We start from the raw sequence: 16,050 nt of genomic DNA, 5'->3' as shown, positions 1-16,050 counted from the left end.
AGCTCATCGCCCAGGACTCCCACCTGGGCCCGCTCATGCTGCGCAGCCTCGATCGGATCGAGCAGCGGCTGGCAGAGTCCGTGCACTCCGCGGACCGGATCGCGGACGTCACGGCCCGGCACCTGCTCGACGCCGGCGGTAAACGGGTGCGGCCCCTCCTCACGCTGCTCGCGGCGGAAGTGGCCGGTGAGGTCACGGACGAGGTCATCGAGGCCGCCGCGGTCGTGGAACTGACCCACCTGGCCTCCCTCTACCACGACGACGTCATGGACTCCGCCCCCATGCGCCGGGGCGTGCAGACCGCGCACACGGTGTGGGGCAACACCGTGGCCATCCTCACCGGGGACATGATCTTCGCACGTGCCTCCGCCATGGTCTCCGCCCTGGGCCAGGAACCCCTCATGATCCAGGCGACCACGTTCGAGCGCCTGGTGATCGGGCAGCTGCAGGAGACCACCGGTCCCGCCCCGGACGAGGATCCCGTGGCCCACTACATCAAGGTGCTCTCCGGTAAGACCGGTTCGTTGATCGCCGCGAGCGGTCAGTACGGCGCCCTGCTGGGCGGGGGGCCCCGCTCCGTGGTGGATCTCATGGTCGTCTACGGCGAGAAGGTAGGACTCGCGTTCCAGCTCGCGGACGACATCATCGACCTCACCGGCCACCCGGACGTCTCCGGCAAGATACGCGGTACGGATCTGCGCGAGGGCGTGGACACCCTCCCGGTCCTGCTGTTGCGCCGCGACGCCGCCGGCTCCGACCCGGCCGCCGCGGCCTCCGCGCGCGAGCTGCTCGAGCTCGTGGACGGGGACCTGTCCGACGACGCCGCCCTGGCCCGCGCCGTCGAGGCCGTGTCCGAGCACCCCGCGGCTGCGGAGGCGTGGCAGATTGCCAACGACTGGGCGGACGAGGCCATCGCGGCCCTCGAACCGCTCGACGATTCCGTGGCCAAAGCGGCACTGATCGAATTCGCGCACGGCGTGGTGCATCGCAGGGGCTGAGTTCTCAGTAAGCTTGGCGCATCCGTAATCCACTTGCGCGCCACGAGGGCTTCCGCGTGCGCGCCGATGGGATTCGTCCCGCGTGAGGTTCATCCATGTCCACAGACACGACACGTGGTCGCGCCGCGAAGGAAGCATTTTCCGGGCGCACCATGTTCATCTTCGCCGCCATCGGCTCCGCCGTGGGGCTCGGCAACATCTGGCGGTTCCCGTACGTCGCGTTCGACAACGGCGGCGGCGCCTTCATCATCCCCTACCTGGTGGCCCTGCTGACCGCCGGTATCCCGCTGCTCATGCTCGACTACGCGGTGGGTCACCGCTACCGCGGGTCCGCCCCGCTGTCCTTCCGACGGCTGCACCCCAAACTCGAGACCATCGGGTGGTGGCAGCTGGCCATCTGCGTGGTGATCGCCGTGTACTACGCCCTGATCATCGGATGGGCCATGCAGTACACCGTGTTCTCGTTCAGCAAGGCGTGGGGGGACGACCCCGCGACCTTCTTCATGAGCGACTACATGCGGGTCTCGGACGAGGTCACGATCGGCTTCGACTTCATCTGGCCGGTGTTCATCGCCACGGCCATCGCGTGGCTCGTGCTGCTGATCGTGCTGATGATGGGCGTGCAGAACGGGATCGGGAAGATCAACGTGGTGTTGATCCCGCTGCTCGTGGTCATGTTCTTGATCATGGTGGGCATGGCCCTGACGCTGCCGGGTGCCGCCGCGGGTCTGGATGCCCTGTTCACCCCGTCCTGGTCCGCACTGGGTGATTCCTCCGTGTGGGTCGCGGCCTACGGGCAGATCTTCTTCTCCCTCTCGGTGGGTTTCGGCATCATGGTCACCTACGCGTCCTACCTCAAGCCCCGCTCGGACCTCTCCGGCTCCGCACTCGTGGTCGGTTTCGCGAACTCGTCCTTCGAGATCCTCGCCGGTATCGGCGTGTTCGCAGCACTCGGCTTCATGGCCTCGGCCTCGGGGACGGAAGTCGCCGACGTCGCGACGTCCGGGATCGGTCTCGCGTTCATCGCCTTCCCGGCCATCATCTCCCAGGCCCCGTTCGGCACGCTGATCGGTGTGCTGTTCTTCGGTGCCCTGTCGTTCGCCGGGTTCACGTCCCTGATCTCCATCGTGGAGGTCATCGTGGCCGGTTTCCGCGACAAGCTCGGGCTCTCGCGCCCCGCGGCCGTGGCCATCGTGGTCATCCCGCTCGCCGCGATCTCCCTGCTGTTCTTCCCCACGACCACGGGGCTGAACCTGTTGGACGTCGTGGACGCGTTCGTGAACAACTTCGGCATCGTGGCCGCGGCCCTGGTGTCCGTGCTGTTGCTCACCGCGGGCTTCTCGGCGCTGCCCACGCTGCGTGACCACATCAACTCGGTCTCGTCCTTCAAGCTCGGGCGCACGTGGATGATCATGGTGGGCGGTGTGACCCCGGTGATCCTGGGCTACATCCTCATCGACCAGCTCACCGAGACCGTGTCCCAGGGTTACAACGACATGCCGCAGTGGTTCGTGAACACGTTCGGGTGGGGGATGGCCGTGGCCCTGATCGTCTTTGCCTACCTGCTGTCCCGACTGCCCTGGTCCCGGCGCACCGCGGAGGCCCTCACGAGCCCCGCCCCCGCCATCCAGGACGCCTACGTGGACCGCGGCACCCTCGCGCGCCACAAGCCCCTGTCCCACTACCAGGACACCGCGACCCGCACCCCCGCACTGGGCCAGGACTTCTCCCTGCGCGCCATCGAGGACGGGACCGTGGTGCAGCGTCAGGCCCCGTGGGCGCACGCCGGATCGGGTCACACCGACCCTGCTGGCGACGCCGCGGGCCGGTCGTCCGCCCAGGTCCAGCCCCGCCGCTCGGAAGGAGAACTCTCATGAGCACCATGTCCGTCGTCATGATGATCGTGGCCATGGTCACCGTGTGGGGTGGGCTGTTGCTCGCCCTGATCAACATCAAGCGCTCGCCCGAGGAGGTCGACGAGCTCGACACCCCGTCGGAGGGCTCCCGTGAGGACGCCGCGCACCGCGCGGCCACCGACGGTGACCCGGGATCCCAGGTGAACGCCGGCGCGGCTCCCGAGTCGCGGATCTGATTCACGCGGTCCCATGAGAGAAGGCCACCCCTGGTCAGGGGTGGCCTTTTCTCGTTCCGGGACTCAGAACCCGGGACCCGGTATCCCGGACACGGGACCGAGAACGATGCCGGGACCCGGACCGCGCGGCGTCGGTAGCGCGGGGCGTGCGCTCAGCGGCGGCGGAGACGGGGCGCGCGGGGTGCGCGGACGGCGTCGAGCACGAGCAGCACCACGGCGAGCCACACGAGGCCGAAACCGGCCCAGCGCTCCGGGGGCATCTCCTCGTGGAAGACCAGGACGGCCAGGATGAACTGGCCGATCGGTGCGATGTACTGCAGCATGCCCACGGTGCTCAGAGGCAGCCGGGCGGCGGCGGCGCCGAACAGCAGGAGCGGAACAGCGGTGATCACGCCGGAGGACAGCAGCAACAGGAAATGCCCGGTGCCCTCGGAGGTCAGGGTGATCTGTCCCTGGGCGCCCAGCAGCGCGACCGCCACGAGCGCGAGCGGCGTGATCATGGCGGTCTCCCCGGTGAGGGTGATCAGCGCGGGATAGCGCGAGCCCACGCGGGACTTGACCAGGCCGTAGAAGCCGAACGTGAAGGCGAGGCCCAGTGAGAGCCACGGCACCGCGCCGTAGAACACGGCCATGATCACCACGGCCAGCGCACCCACGGCGATCGCGGTCCACTGCAGGGGGCGCAGCTTCTCGTGCAGCACCAGGACACCCAGCAGGATGGCCACGAGCGGGTTGATGAAGTACCCCAGGGACGCCTCGAGGGTGTGCCCCGTGGTCGTGGCGACCGTGTACAGCAACCAGTTCCCGGCGATCAGCACACCGGCCACCGTGAGCGCGAGCACCGCCGAGCCGTCCCGGAACAACCGGATGAACCGGCCCACGGAGCGGGTCACGGCCAGCATCAGCAGACAGACCACCAGGGAGAAGACGATGCGCAGGGCCACGATCTCGTACGCCGTGGCCGGGGCCAGGACCACGAAGTACAGGGGCAGCAACCCCCAGATCCCGTACGCGGCGAACCCGTAGCCGAAACCGGCCCGGGCCCTCTTCTGCTGGTGAGGGCCCGGGCCGGAAGTCGCGTTGTCAGTCACCGTCCGATCCTATCCCCGGTGACCGCCGCGTCGGTTCGCGATCAGAGGTCGAAGAAACGGCTCAGGAAACCGCGCTTCTTCTTGCCCTTCTTCTCCGCCTGCTCGTTGGTCTCGACCTCCTGGCCGTCCACCACGGCGGGGGCGGAGATGTCGTCCTCAGCAGCGCCGGGGCCGGCGACGGTCTCGCGGGCGACCACCGTCTCCCGCTCGGCCCGCTCGCGGGCCACGGTGTCCTCGGAGACGTCCCGCAGGACTGGCTGCTCCGTCGCGGGTTCGCTCGGTTCCGGCGCAGTGGGTTCGCGCGTGTCCCGCGCCGCGTCCTCGTCCTGCATCCCCGGCTGGGCCGCGGCGAACTCGGGGTCCGGGATCCGGGACATGGCCGTGGTGTTGGGGTGCGGGGAGGCCTGTGGGCCGGCGGTGGCCGCGTCCCCGGAGGGACCGGGCAGCACCGTGGTCTCCACGCGACCCGGCTCGGCGGGTCCGGAGGTGGGTTCCTGGTCGAACGGGCGGTCCGGGTCCCGCACCTCGCTCGCGGGGACGGCCACGTCCCCCTCGGGCTGCTCGGGCTCGGGCGCCTCGATCTCCTCGCGGGACAGCTCGCTGGGCAGCGGCTCCTCCCGCTCGGACGCGGACGACGCCGTTGCGGCGGCTTCTTCACGCTCGCGCCGCTTGCGTTCGGCGGACTCCACGCGCTGCTGCTCACCGAGCTGCTCGGCCTGGGCCACCGCGGCACGGCGGTCCTCGAGCAGGGCCTCGCGGTGAGTCTGCGCCTGGTGTTCGAGCTCGCGCAGTTCTTCCTCGCCCACGGAGGGCTCAGCGGGTTCCACGCCCGTGATCTGGTGGTCGTCGAACCAGAAGCGCTGAGCGCCGTCGTGCACGGTGACCACACAGGTGGCGTCCGTGTCCCACTCCACGTGGGCGCCGCGCAGCTTGGCGTAGCTGGCTACGGCGAGGTTGTGGTCCACGGCGGTGTCCGTGGTCAGGGACTCCCCGATGACCTGCATCATGCGCTGCTCCGTGAGTCGGGGCAGCTCGAACTCGGGGCCGTCCAGCAGCAACCACGCCGTGATGTTGCCACCGGCGCGCGCGGGGTAGTGGGCGTAGAGACCCGTGACGGCCTTGGCGGCCAGGGTCAGCCGGCGGGCCAGACCGTCCTCGAGGGGCAGCTCGTCCGTGGTCAGCTCGGAGACCTCGTGACGCTCACCGGCCTGCTTGGCCTGCACGGCGGCGGAGACCACGCGCGGGTTGAAGTGCCCGAGCTCCTGCCACGACCACACGAAGGACCCGCGGGACGCCGATTCGGTGCCCAGCAGGTAGGGGGTCAGGGTGACGGGAGGCGTGGTTTGCAGGGTGAACGACGGCGCGGAAAAGTCCACGTCCCACTCCGCGCCCTGGGACAGTTCCGCCAGCACTGCCTGGTATTCGGTGGAAAGGAAGATCGACGCGTCGATCAACTCCTGCAAAGTTTTCGTCATGGGTCCAGGCTAACAACTGGCGCGGACGCCAGCGCGCGCCGGACGGCACGTCGGTGCCTGTGGGGCCCCTGTATCCACCCGCGGCACGTACCCGACGACGACGCCGCGGCCGCACCGAGCGACGTCGTACCCCGCGGCCGTGTTGGGGCCTTGCACGCGAGCGGTTCGTTAGGCTGGGGGCGCGCGGCGCCCGGCAGCGACCGGGGGAGATCGCGCGATCTTACAGCGAGCGGACCCGTGGCTCACGGGTCGAAGGGACACCACACCATGACCTCTGAGCCTCGGCCCGAATCGACGACCCCCGCACCCGGTGAGCGTGAACTCGTGGCACGGGTGGGCGAATGGGTGATGTCCGTCCTGCGCACGGAACCGGGCTGGGACACCATGCTCGTGGAGTTCAAGCCCCAGGGCGGGCGGGTCCATCTGCGGGTGGTCGAGAACAGGGACGGCTCCGTGATCCCCGGGGCGGCAGGGCCCATCAAGCAGGACAGCCCGGTGCTGGAGACGATCGCGCAACTGCAGCGCAGCTGCGCGGTGCCCGGGCGGGGGAGCTGGTTCACCGCGTCCGTGAGCATCGCCGCGAGCGGGTGGCCCGAGCCCACGCTGCACACGAGCGCGTCCTACAATTTCCGGGAGCTGCCCCGCCCCTACGCGGACGAGGGCGCCTACACGGGCCGGGACGTGCTGGCTCAGCTGACTGAGTTCCCGCGTACCCAGGAGCGCACGCCGTTGTGGGCCCTGGAACTGGCCGATGAGGCCGGGGTCGAGCTGCCGTTCGCACCGACCTCCGAGGACGACTCCCACGGGGACGTGCACCCCCGGTTGCGCGCGGCGGCCGAGGCGTTCACTCGCGAACCCGGGGAGCGGACCCTGGCCGGGGCCCTGCGCGAGGCGTTGGCCGGGACCGTGCTGCTGGACATCTCCGGATCGGACCTGGTCCCGGGGGAGGACGGTCAGCCCGTGGGGCCGCAGTCCCACATCCGGGTCCAGACGGTCGCCCAGCCCGACGGCGGTCGCGCACTGGCCGTGTATACGACCGCCGAGCAGGCCCGCGAGATGTTCACCCGCAGCAACAAGAACCCGGATCTAGCCGAACCCGTCCTGCTGCGCCAGCGCGCGAGCGCGATGATCGAGATGGTCGTGCAGGACACCCAGTACGACGAGATCGTGGTGGACCCGGCGTCCGAACACGCCCTGCGGATCCCCCGCCAGCAGATCGAGTGGGTGGGCCGCTCACCCCACAACGAGGCACTCAAGCAAGCGCTGCTGGACAATGCCATGGCGGACGTCCTGGGGGCCCTGCTCAACCCGAACGGTTACCTCATGCTCGGCACCCGGGACGAGGGGGAGAACGCGATCCCGGTCATGGTCCAACCCTCCGAGGAGGGCGCCGCACCGGACACCCTGCTGGTCTTCACGTCCGCGGCGGAGGTGGCCGCCCTCGACCCGGCGCTCACGGTGCGCTCGGCCCCGTCCCGGAAGATCCTGGAGTTCGCGCTCGAATCGGGTGCGGCGGCCATCTGCCTCAATGCCATGGCCCCCGTGGCCACCCTGCCCACGGCGCAGCTGCGGGAGATGCTGGAGCTCGTCACGCAGCGAGAACAGGGCGGTACCTCGCAGCCTCGCGACTGAGAGGTCGGTGGGTCGGAATTGCGGCGCATCTCGTCCGCAGTTTCCACACCCGCGGGGCGTGTCCGGGGGTGCGCCAGGGCTGTATGTCAGGGGCCGCGCGTCAGGGGGCCGGTGTCAGAGCGTGGCTCAGCGGGCCTCGGTCGCGCTCGCCGCGAGCTCTTCCTGGCAGCGGGGGCACACACCCCGGTAGACGACCTCTGCGGCTAGCAGCTCGAAGCCGTGGTCCTGGGACGACGTGAGGCACGGGGCATGGCCCACGGCGCACGGCACGTCCTGGACCACTCCGCAGCGCACGCAGTACGCATGGTGGTGGTTGTCCCCGGTGCGGATCTCGTAGCGAGCGGGGGATCCGGGCGGCTCGAACTTGGACACCATCCCGATCGCCGCGAGGTCCGCGAGGACCACGTAGACGGACTGGACGGACATGTTGGGCAGCACGGAGCGGACCTGCTGCACGGTGTCCTCGGCGGTGGCGTGCGGAACCGCGGACACGGCGTCCAACACGGCAAGACGTTGTCTGGTGACCCTGCGCCCGTGCGAGCGCAGATGCGAGGTCCACGCATCCCGCGACGGGTGCGGTGCAGCCTGAACGGTGGTCTCCATGGGGTCCATTCTATTCTTATTCTGAGCCACTCACAATAGTTGCACTCACGGCGCTCCCGCGCTGTCAACGCCGCCGTCCCCGCCGACATGCCCCCCCCCGCGGCCCCGGGTCACCGCCGTGGTGCGCTCGCGGCCCGCCCGCCGCGTGGGGCCGTCGCGGTCCGGGACGGGCGCGCGGAAGGCCGCGCGCAGCGGCGCCGTCATCCGTGACGGGACCCGCGAAAAAAGTTTTCGGATCTCGCGTCATGATTTCCGATCCCGTGCGTCTACGTAGTGGATCCCGCGCGGGCTGCGCGGGATCCCGGACGGTCCGATCGCTCTGGGACCGGCGAACCGGTGCCGCGATCACCACGGGGACACATCGCGCGGCACGCGGCGGGTGAGAGCGTCTCTTTGCCGGACGGGCTGTCCGGCGCGGGGGAGGGAGGTGGCACTAGGAGACGGGGGCGGGCCGGCGCAGGGGCGCCGGTCCCGCCCCCGGCCATGACCGGGCCGGCGCGGTGACAGCGGGAACGCGGGGGAGGGGCGGGGTCGCGACTGCCGCGCAGCGCCCGCGGCTGTCACAATGGAGGTACCGAGTTACTTCCAGTGGGCAGAGAGCGCCATGTCACACAGAGCAGTTCCCGGCACCGGGGACCACCCGGGCCAGGGCGGCCAACGCATCAGCGACGAACACCTGTTACGCGCGGTCCGCGAGGGTGACTCGCATGCCTTCGCCACGCTCTACGAACGGCACCGCGGGGCGGCACTGGCCGTGGCCCGCATGCATTCCCGCAACGAGCCGGAAGCGGAGGACCTCGTCTCCGAGGCGTTCACGCGCGTGTTCGCGCTGCTCAAGGAGGGCAAGGGCCCCCGGGAGTTCCTGCGCGCCTACCTCGTTACGGCCGTGTCCCGGCTCGCTGCGGACCGCGCCAACGAACTCAGCCGCACGCGTCCCGTGGACCCCCAACCGGACGGGCCGCTGGACCGTGTGCAACTGTTCGAGGACACCGTAGTGCGCCAGGTGGACTCCGTGGTGGTGGCCCGCGCGTTCGCGTCCCTGCCAGAGCGCTGGCAGGAAGTGCTGTGGTACCTCGAGATCGAGGGGCGCAAGCCGCGTCAGGTGGCCTCCGCCGTGGGCATTCAACCCAACGCGGTCTCCGCGCTGGGCACGCGCGCACGGGAGGGACTCCGCACCGCCTACATGCAGGAACACGTCTCGGCGCGGGCCCTCGAGGACTGCGGCGAGTATTCACGACAGCTCGGTGCGTTCGCGCGCGGTTCCCTGACCCCGTCGCGCACCAAGGTCGTGCAGGAACACCTGGACCGCTGTCCCCGCTGCACCGCCGAGTACCTGCAGCTCCAGGACCTCGGGATCGGGATGCGGGGTTGGCTCCTGCCCGTCCTGGCCGGACTTCCGTTGTGGGCCGGTGCGGGCGGTCGGCTCGTGGACGCGCTCACCGGCACGTCCCTGGCGGGCTTCGGGGGTGCCGCGTCCCAGGCTCCGGGAGTCGCGGGGACCCCGGCTTTCGACGGCGCGGCGGGGAGCGCCATCGCAACCTCCGGGGGTCCGGGTGCCGGCGGCTCCGGGGCCGGCGCGGGCGCCTCGTCCGGGGCTGCAGCCGCAGGGCAGTCCACGGGGATTGCTGCGTTCGCATCGTCCGGTACGGGCCTGGCGATCGCCGCGGTCGGCGTCCTGGTTGCGGCCGCCGCGGCCGTGGGGCTCGTGGCCGTGTCCAACTCGCCGGACGATCCCTCGGGCGGTGCGCCCGCCGCCGCCGTCCCCCCGGATGTGAACTCTTCCGACGGCGACGCCGCTGCGTCCGGCGCCCGCGGTTCCTCCGAGACACCCGCAGCCGGTCGCGACGACGAGGCGGACGGCAGTGATTCCCGCGCTGGGGATTCCGCCGGTCGGGACTCGGACGGCGGTGCCGCCGATGGTGGAGATTCCGCGTCCGTGGCTCAGGGGGACTCGGGCGGTTCCGACGGTGGAGGGTCCGTGGCCCTCGGCGATTCCGACGCGTCCCGCCCCAAGCAGGCCCGCGAGGACGTCCCCCAGGGACAAGGCCCGGACGGCCAGGCCGGCCGCAATCAGGGTGACTCGCAAGGTCGCTGGCCGGGCGGTGCGCCACTGCCCGGGGACCCGGGTGCGCCGGGCAACGGAGCGGGCGGTGCGACGTCGTCCTCTGCCCCCGACCTCGGCACCGATCCGGACGTCCCGCCCACGCCGTCGCCGAGCCCGTCCCCGGGTGACGCGGACCCGGGAGGGAACCCCGCGGACCCGGGCGAGGGAACCTCCCCCGCGCCGTCGGACGCTACGCAAACACCGGTCCCGTCCCCCTCGACGGGGGTGGCACCACCGCCCCCGACGACCACGGACCCCGGTTGCGAGGTGTCGCTCGGAATGGGAGGGCGGGAGATCATCTGCCTCGACGGGCTGCCCCCGCTGCCCACATTTCCCCCACTGCCCGCGCCGCCGTTGCCGCCGTCCGCATTGGTACCGTCGGTATCCCTCAACATTTTCTTGCCCCGCTAGACCCCACAGGAGAACACTGAATGCACCGCCATTACAACGGACTGAAGACTGTGCTGCTGTTGGGCGGTATGTGGGTGGTGTTGCTGGCGATCGGCTGGATCATCGCCGGGGCCACGCGCAGCTCGTTCTTCATCATCCTGTTCGCGGTGATCGGGCTGATCAGTACCGCATACAGCTACTGGAACTCGGACAAGCTCGCCATCCGGTCCATGCGAGCGGTGCCCGTGAGCCCGCAACAGGCACCGGCCATGTACCGGATCGTGGAGGAGCTCTCCCGCCGGGCGGAGCAGCCCATGCCGCGGCTGTACATCGCGCCCACCATGAGCCCCAATGCGTTCGCCACCGGACGCAACCCGGACAACGCCGCGGTGTGCTGCACCGAGGGGATCCTGCAGATGCTCGACGAACGCGAGCTGCGCGCGGTGCTCGGCCACGAACTCATGCACGTGTACAACAGGGACATCCTGACCTCGTCCGTGGCGGCCGCGGTGGCGGGACTCATCACGTCCGCCGCGCAGGTGCTGCAGTTCGCGGCCATCTTCGGCGGCGGGCGCGGTGACGACAACCGCGGTGGCAACATGCTCGTGGGGTTGCTCATGGCGTTCCTCGCACCCGTCGCGGCCACCGTGATCCAGCTCGCCATCTCCCGCACGCGCGAGTACGACGCCGACGAGGACGGCGCCAAGCTCACCGGCGACCCCCTTGCGCTCGCCTCGGCACTGCGCAAGATCGAGGGCGGTGCGTCCCAGCGGCCCATGAACCCGGAGGACCAGAAGGTGGTCAACACGTCCCACCTGATGATCGCCAACCCGTTCCGCGGCGGTGCGGTCTCCGGCCTGTTCCGCACCCACCCCTCCACCGACGACCGCGTGCAGCGGCTGCAGAACATGGCACGCAACGGCGGGTTCTACGGCCGCTGACGCGGCGTTCGGGTTTCGACGTCGCGGTGGGCGTCGCGTGCGACTGGCCCGTCGCGTCGTCCCACGACTGCGGCCCGCGTGTCCGCCGTCGTGCCCGGGGGGCGAACCCCTTACGGAAGAAGCCGTGATCCCCGCTCGGGGCTCACGGCTTCCTGGTCTCCGGATGCGGACCGGCGTGTGACGGGCGTGGGGCCGACGCGGTGCTGGCGCAGCGCCGGGGCCGGGTCACGTTAGCGGTAATTCACGAACTGCAGGTCGACCTCCACGTCCGATCCCTTGAGCAGCGCGATCACGTCCTGCAGGTCGTCACGGGACTTGGACGAGACGCGCAGTTCATCACCCTGGATGGTGGCCTTGACACCCTTGGGGCCCTCGTCACGGATGAGCTTGGTGATCTTCTTGGCCTGGTCCTGGGCGATGCCCTCCTTGATGGAGCACTCGATGCGGTACTCCTTGCCGGAGGCGTAGGGCTCACCGTCGTCCAGGGACTTCAGGGAGATCCCGCGCTTGACCAGCTTGGACTGGAAGACGTCCAGGACGGCCTGGGCACGCTCCTCCGAATTGGCCTTGATCAGGATCTTCTCGCCGGAGAAGTCGATATCCGCGCCCACCCCGCGGAAGTCGTAGCGCTGGGCCACTTCCTTCTGGGCCTGGTTCAGGGCGTTGGACACTTCCTGCTTGTCGACCTTGCTGACCACGTCGAATGATGATTCCGAAGCCACGGTTGTCCTCCTGGGTGTGTTGGGTGCGTGATGTCACCCACCAGCCTAATTGCCCGCGATGAGCGCATTCGTGCCGGAACCGGGCGGATCGGTGGTGATCGGGCTCCCCGCGCAGTTCGCGGTCACCCGCGTGGGGGCACCGATGTCACGCTCCCGGCCGTTCAGGGGTTCTGGGGGCACCCGCGCTGATTTGGGGGACGGGGGGTGTGCTGTGTAATGTTGAGGTGCTCCCGCACGGCGGGGGTGCAATGCGCTCTGTGCGCTCTCGGCAGGTTACCCGAGCGGCCAAAGGGGGCTGACTGTAAATCAGCTGGCACTGCCTACGGGGGTTCGAATCCCTCACCTGCCACCCACGGGGATGAGTGATCATCCCGAAGGGGCTCCCCGGATGACATGATCCGGGGAGCCCCTTCTTTCGTCCCAGGGCCCTGCTGCAGTCGCGACTTCCCTGCCAAGCTCTGCCGCGCACTGCTCCGCGGCTCATCCGCCCTCTGTGCCGACCGCATCGAATTCCTAGTGGAGCACAAGCAGCTGAGGGCGCCCATTTCTGCTTTAGCTCAGTAAAAGCCGCAGGATGGGGCGTGATGTGTCGGGGCGGAGCCCATGGATGTGGGCAGCGGGGTGGGTGGCAGGTGCGGGAGTTCCGAGCAGCGCGGGTGGGCTCAGCGCAGCGCCGGGAGGACCTCTCGACCGAGCAGTTCCACGGTCCGCAGCGCCGCGTCGTGGGGCAGGCCGTTCACGTCCACGCGCACGAGCACCCGATCCAGCTCCAACGTCTCGCGCATGGCCCGCAGCTTGGTGACGACGTCGCTCACACCGCCCACGAGCAGCGCACCCTCCGGCCCGCACTGTTCGCGGAACTCCTCCGGTGTCCACGCGGGGTCGTCGGCGCTTGCGGCGCCGAAGGTTCTCGTGCTGGCGGCGAAGTGTGGATAGGCGAGGGTGAGGGCGTCGGGGGAGCGGGCGTCGTCGTCGTCGGACACCACGAGGCCCGGCAGCAGCAGGCCCACCGCGCCGCGCGTGGAATGCCTGAAGCCGCGGAGCGCCTCCCGGTACGCCTTGACGTACGGCACGAGCTGGTCCCAACGGCCTTCCATGACGTTGAGCATCACGTCGATCCCGTGTCCCGCGGCCCGCAGCTGCAACGGATCCGGGTTGACGTGCTCCGCCCCGTGACCCTCACCGACGGCCACGATGTCCAGGCCCACCCGGTCCGCGGTGCGGGCCAACTCGGTGAGCTGCAGGAACCCCTCCCGCGGACTGGGAAGCTCACCCGTGTCGGGGTGGGGAGCGCGTTCCCCCACGTGGCGATACCGAGTCTGAAGGTCACGGGTGGCTCCTCACGGGTGATTCCTGGGAATGCCGACGGCGCGGCGCCCAGGGCGTTCCTTGTGCCCGCAGTGAACGTTCTGGAGCCCGGCGGAACGGAGTCCTACGCTGGTTTCATGGCTACTGTAGACATCACCCAGGACACCCTGGGCCAGACCATTTCTGACAACGACATCGTGTTGCTGGACTGGTGGGCGGACTGGTGCGGACCGTGCAAGCAGTTCGCACCCACCTACGAGGCCGCCTCCGAGAACAACCCCGAGATCGTATTCGGCAAGGTGGACACCGAGGCCGAGCAGGGCCTGGCTGCCGCCGCCCAGATCTCCTCGATCCCCACGCTCATGGCGTTCCGCGAGGGCATCATGGTGTTCTCGCAGCCCGGCTCGCTTCCCGCATCCTCCCTCGAGCAGGTCATCGACGCCGTCAAGAACCTGGACATGAACGAGGTCCGCGCGGAGGTCGAGAAGCAGGCCGCCGAGGCGGAGACCGGCGCCGCGGGGGATCAGCAGAACTGATCCTGAGTTCCACGGCGTATGTAGACCCGGTAGTGGCGCGCACTTCTCGTCATACACAGATGATGTGATGCCCGCGCCACACGGCACACGCCCATGAAACACGGAGGGCGGCTTCCGAAGGAGCCGCCCTCTCCGTATATCCGGTCTGAATGCCCGGGCCGCTTGTCCGGCGGGATGTGGGACCCCGCCGCCCGTCAGTCGTTCTTCACGCGGCCCGTCACGCCGCGGAAACCCCCAGCAGGGAACCGATGAGGAAGGTCGCACCCAGAGCCAGCGCACCGCCCGTCACTACACGGGCCGCGGCGCGGGCCACGTGCGGGGTGTCACCCAACCGGGCACCGAGCGTCCCTGTGAGCGCGAGCGCCACGAGCACGGCCACGAACGTGACGGGAATCCGCCATGGCGTGGGCGGGAGCAGGATGGCCAGCAGCGGCAACAATGAACCCAGCAGGAACGCCACCGCGGAGGAGATCGCGGCACCCCACGGGCTGGGAATGTCATCCGGGTCAATCCCGAGTTCGGCATCCAGGTGGGCACGCAACACGTCCTTCTCGGACAGCTCCACCGCGACCTGTCGGGCCGTGGTCTCGCTCAACCCGCGATCCCGGTAGATCTGCGTGAGTTCGTCGAGCTCGGCCTCCGGCATGGCCTGTAGCTCCCACTTCTCCTTCTCGATGAGAGCTTCCTGCGAATCCTTCTGACTCGACACGGACACGTACTCGCCCAGCGCCATGGACAGTGCGCCGCCGATCACGGCGGCCGAACCGGCCACGAGCACGGGCGTCGTGGCCGCGGTGGCCCCGGCCACGCCGACGACGGTCGCGGCCACGGACACGATGCCGTCGTTCGCGCCCAGGACCCCGGCGCGCAGCTTGTTCATTTTCTCCCCGGACTTGGTCGCGTGCGGTTCCACCGCGGTGTGCTGTGCCATGCAGATAGTTTGCGTCGCAAATGAAAACCCCGCCAGGCAGGCAAGCCAAACCTCAGTCGGGCTGTCCTCCGCGGGAGAGCAGCACGCGCGGCACGCGACATCATGCCCCGCCCGCTCTGTGGGGCGACGCCGCTCTGGAGTAGCCCATTCGCCGCGGCGGCGCCGATCCAGGGGCGGGCCCATCAAACCCCGTCAGTGGTGACGATGATCCTGGGGCGTGAGGCGGGGTCCGAACGCGGGTTTGCGGTGCCCACTGGCCTTGATGAGCCGCACGACCCGCTGCCGGTGACCCCGCCACGGTTCGAGCAGTTCGAGCATGCGTTCGTCCGATCCGGGGGCGCCGTCGAAGAACCAGCACACGTAGTCGGCCAGGTGGAAGTCCCGCACGCTCACGCCGTCCGGGTCCGCGTGGGTGCACTGGGTGATCTCCGCGGCCGTCCACACACCGATCCCGCTGATCGATTGCACCGCGGCCCGCACCCGCGCCGGATCCGGCTCCCGGCCAAGGCGCTCCAGGGCCGACGCCCGCTGCACCGTGCGCATGACCGTCGCGGAACGGGCGGGGTCCACGCCCGCCCGGTGCCACTGCCAGGACGGCACCCTGCGCCACTGCTCGGCCGTGGGTGGCACCCGCATCCCGCGCGGAGCGGGCCCGGGTGCCTCCTCACCGATCCAGCGCAGCAGCGCCCGGTACGCCCGCACGGCCTCGATCGCCGTGACACGCTGTTCCAGGATGGAGACGACGGCGCGGTCCAGGACGGTGCCCGTGGCCGGCAAGCGCATCCCCGGGTGGTCGTGGCGCGCCCTGACGAGCCGGTGCGGCAGCTGCGCAAAACCCGCCGAGGACTCGAACTCCTCCCACGAATCGCCGTGGCCCACCCACCGGGGCGCGGACGGCAACCACTGCTGCGCGCCCGGACCCCACGCGTCCACGACGACGTCCCGGTCCAGGGGGTTCTCACCCGCGACGCGAGGTGGGCGGGAGAACCGCGCACTCACCGGCAACCCGCTCGAGCGCGTGGTGATCCACACGCAGTCCTCGTTCAGGATGCGCACCGTGGGATCGTCCGCACCGCGCCCGAGCACCCGCAGGGTCTGGCCCAGGTGCACGGGCCCGGGTGGCGTCCAGCGCAACCGGGTGGGGGAGTCCCCCGAACCGGTGATTCGCGCTGTCCGCACCGTGGTGGTCATGCGCAGATGATGCCACGGGTCTCCGACACCCTCGCG

At 69.9% G+C, this 16,050-nt stretch carries 14 protein-coding genes and 1 tRNA gene; 8 read left to right on the top strand and 7 right to left on the bottom strand.

The window, feature by feature from the left end; translation table 11 throughout:
- Nucleotides 1-35 precede the first annotated feature (35 nt).
- The 3 genes from IE157_RS01580 to IE157_RS01570 all read left to right on the top strand — a co-directional run bounded on the left by IE157_RS01580 (nucleotide 36) and on the right by IE157_RS01570 (nucleotide 3,090).
- On the top strand, nucleotides 36-998 hold the full coding sequence (locus IE157_RS01580; RefSeq protein ID WP_085108442.1) for a polyprenyl synthetase family protein: 963 nt from the start codon (nucleotides 36-38) through the stop codon (nucleotides 996-998).
- A 95-nt stretch (nucleotides 999-1,093) separates the two neighbouring features.
- Nucleotides 1,094-2,875: a sodium-dependent transporter gene (locus tag IE157_RS01575; protein WP_193518926.1), complete on the top strand. Its 1,782-nt coding sequence runs from the start codon at nucleotides 1,094-1,096 to the stop codon at nucleotides 2,873-2,875.
- The gene (locus tag IE157_RS01570; protein WP_193518925.1) at nucleotides 2,872-3,090 is read left to right on the top strand and encodes a methionine/alanine import family NSS transporter small subunit; all 219 of its coding nucleotides are present in this window, start codon (nucleotides 2,872-2,874) and stop codon (nucleotides 3,088-3,090) included. Before IE157_RS01575 ends, IE157_RS01570 begins: the two co-directional genes overlap by 4 nt.
- 152 nt (nucleotides 3,091-3,242) lie before the next feature.
- On the opposite strand, the gene rarD is transcribed toward IE157_RS01570, so the two are convergent.
- Nucleotides 3,243-4,181: an EamA family transporter RarD gene (gene rarD, locus IE157_RS01565; RefSeq protein ID WP_193518924.1), complete on the bottom strand. Its 939-nt coding sequence runs from the start codon at nucleotides 4,179-4,181 to the stop codon at nucleotides 3,243-3,245.
- A 41-nt stretch (nucleotides 4,182-4,222) separates the two neighbouring features.
- Nucleotides 4,223-5,656 (bottom strand): DUF6882 domain-containing protein, encoded by a 1,434-nt coding sequence (locus IE157_RS01560; protein ID WP_193518923.1) that lies wholly within the window; start codon nucleotides 5,654-5,656, stop codon nucleotides 4,223-4,225.
- Nucleotides 5,657-5,923: 267 nt separating this feature from the next.
- Between IE157_RS01560 and IE157_RS01555 the strand changes: the two genes are divergently transcribed.
- Nucleotides 5,924-7,288, top strand: coding sequence for an SseB family protein (locus IE157_RS01555; RefSeq protein ID WP_064846698.1), 1,365 nt, complete (start codon nucleotides 5,924-5,926; stop codon nucleotides 7,286-7,288).
- A 126-nt stretch (nucleotides 7,289-7,414) separates the two neighbouring features.
- Here IE157_RS01555 and IE157_RS01550 read toward each other — a convergent pair whose 3' ends face one another.
- Complete coding sequence (locus IE157_RS01550) at nucleotides 7,415-7,891, bottom strand: Fur family transcriptional regulator (protein ID WP_193518922.1); 477 nt, start codon at nucleotides 7,889-7,891, stop codon at nucleotides 7,415-7,417.
- Between the two features lie 604 nt (nucleotides 7,892-8,495).
- Between IE157_RS01550 and IE157_RS01545 the strand changes: the two genes are divergently transcribed.
- Both IE157_RS01545 and htpX read left to right on the top strand, forming a co-directional pair.
- Nucleotides 8,496-10,406 carry a sigma-70 family RNA polymerase sigma factor gene (locus IE157_RS01545; RefSeq protein ID WP_193518921.1) on the top strand — a complete coding sequence of 637 codons (1,911 nt, stop codon included), beginning with the start codon at nucleotides 8,496-8,498 and terminating at the stop codon, nucleotides 10,404-10,406.
- Between the two features lie 20 nt (nucleotides 10,407-10,426).
- Nucleotides 10,427-11,326 carry a zinc metalloprotease HtpX gene (gene htpX / locus IE157_RS01540; protein WP_193518920.1) on the top strand — a complete coding sequence of 300 codons (900 nt, stop codon included), beginning with the start codon at nucleotides 10,427-10,429 and terminating at the stop codon, nucleotides 11,324-11,326.
- A 230-nt stretch (nucleotides 11,327-11,556) separates the two neighbouring features.
- On the opposite strand, the gene IE157_RS01535 is transcribed toward htpX, so the two are convergent.
- Nucleotides 11,557-12,048, bottom strand: coding sequence for a YajQ family cyclic di-GMP-binding protein (locus tag IE157_RS01535; RefSeq protein WP_035960096.1), 492 nt, complete (start codon nucleotides 12,046-12,048; stop codon nucleotides 11,557-11,559).
- A 267-nt stretch (nucleotides 12,049-12,315) separates the two neighbouring features.
- Between IE157_RS01535 and IE157_RS01530 the strand changes: the two genes are divergently transcribed.
- Nucleotides 12,316-12,397 (top strand) — tRNA-Tyr (locus IE157_RS01530).
- A 313-nt stretch (nucleotides 12,398-12,710) separates the two neighbouring features.
- Here the strand turns inward: IE157_RS01530 and IE157_RS01525 are convergent.
- Entirely contained in the window at nucleotides 12,711-13,352 is a 642-nt protein-coding gene (locus tag IE157_RS01525) for an LLM class flavin-dependent oxidoreductase (RefSeq protein ID WP_193518919.1), read from the bottom strand.
- A gap of 141 nt (nucleotides 13,353-13,493) precedes the next feature.
- Here IE157_RS01525 and IE157_RS01520 point away from each other — a divergent pair, with 141 nt between their 5' ends.
- Nucleotides 13,494-13,892, top strand: coding sequence for a thioredoxin family protein (locus IE157_RS01520; protein WP_193518918.1), 399 nt, complete (start codon nucleotides 13,494-13,496; stop codon nucleotides 13,890-13,892).
- 217 nt (nucleotides 13,893-14,109) lie between these two features.
- Here IE157_RS01520 and IE157_RS01515 read toward each other — a convergent pair whose 3' ends face one another.
- Nucleotides 14,110-14,823 carry a VIT1/CCC1 transporter family protein gene (locus IE157_RS01515; RefSeq protein ID WP_064846703.1) on the bottom strand — a complete coding sequence of 238 codons (714 nt, stop codon included), beginning with the start codon at nucleotides 14,821-14,823 and terminating at the stop codon, nucleotides 14,110-14,112.
- A 192-nt stretch (nucleotides 14,824-15,015) separates the two neighbouring features.
- The gene (locus IE157_RS01510; RefSeq protein ID WP_064846704.1) at nucleotides 15,016-16,014 is read right to left on the bottom strand and encodes a DNA-3-methyladenine glycosylase family protein; all 999 of its coding nucleotides are present in this window, start codon (nucleotides 16,012-16,014) and stop codon (nucleotides 15,016-15,018) included.
- Between the last annotated feature and the right edge of the window lie 36 nt (nucleotides 16,015-16,050).

Origin of the sequence: Kocuria marina (assembly GCA_014652975.1) — a bacterium.
Lineage (GTDB): Bacteria > Actinomycetota > Actinomycetes > Actinomycetales > Micrococcaceae > Kocuria > Kocuria marina.
The sequence above is the reverse complement of the archived record's forward strand: the minus strand, read 5'-3'. Positions and strand labels throughout refer to the sequence as shown.

Excerpts from the sequence above, each read along its gene's own strand:
- IE157_RS01580 (WP_085108442.1), top strand. The coding sequence starts at position 36 with ATGCTGCGCAGCCTCGATCGGATCGAGCAGCGGCTGGCAGAGTCCGTG.
- IE157_RS01555 (WP_064846698.1), top strand. The coding sequence starts at position 5,924 with ATGACCTCTGAGCCTCGGCCCGAATCGACGACCCCCGCACCCGGTGAG.
- IE157_RS01545 (WP_193518921.1), top strand. The coding sequence starts at position 8,496 with ATGTCACACAGAGCAGTTCCCGGCACCGGGGACCACCCGGGCCAGGGC.
- IE157_RS01570 (WP_193518925.1), top strand. The coding sequence starts at position 2,872 with ATGAGCACCATGTCCGTCGTCATGATGATCGTGGCCATGGTCACCGTG.
- IE157_RS01515 (WP_064846703.1), bottom strand. The coding sequence starts at position 14,823 with ATGGCACAGCACACCGCGGTGGAACCGCACGCGACCAAGTCCGGGGAG.
- IE157_RS01575 (WP_193518926.1), top strand. The coding sequence starts at position 1,094 with ATGTCCACAGACACGACACGTGGTCGCGCCGCGAAGGAAGCATTTTCC.
- IE157_RS01560 (WP_193518923.1), bottom strand. The coding sequence starts at position 5,656 with ATGACGAAAACTTTGCAGGAGTTGATCGACGCGTCGATCTTCCTTTCC.
- IE157_RS01520 (WP_193518918.1), top strand. The coding sequence starts at position 13,494 with ATGGCTACTGTAGACATCACCCAGGACACCCTGGGCCAGACCATTTCT.
- htpX (WP_193518920.1), top strand. The coding sequence starts at position 10,427 with ATGCACCGCCATTACAACGGACTGAAGACTGTGCTGCTGTTGGGCGGT.
- IE157_RS01510 (WP_064846704.1), bottom strand. The coding sequence starts at position 16,014 with ATGACCACCACGGTGCGGACAGCGCGAATCACCGGTTCGGGGGACTCC.
- IE157_RS01550 (WP_193518922.1), bottom strand. The coding sequence starts at position 7,891 with ATGGAGACCACCGTTCAGGCTGCACCGCACCCGTCGCGGGATGCGTGG.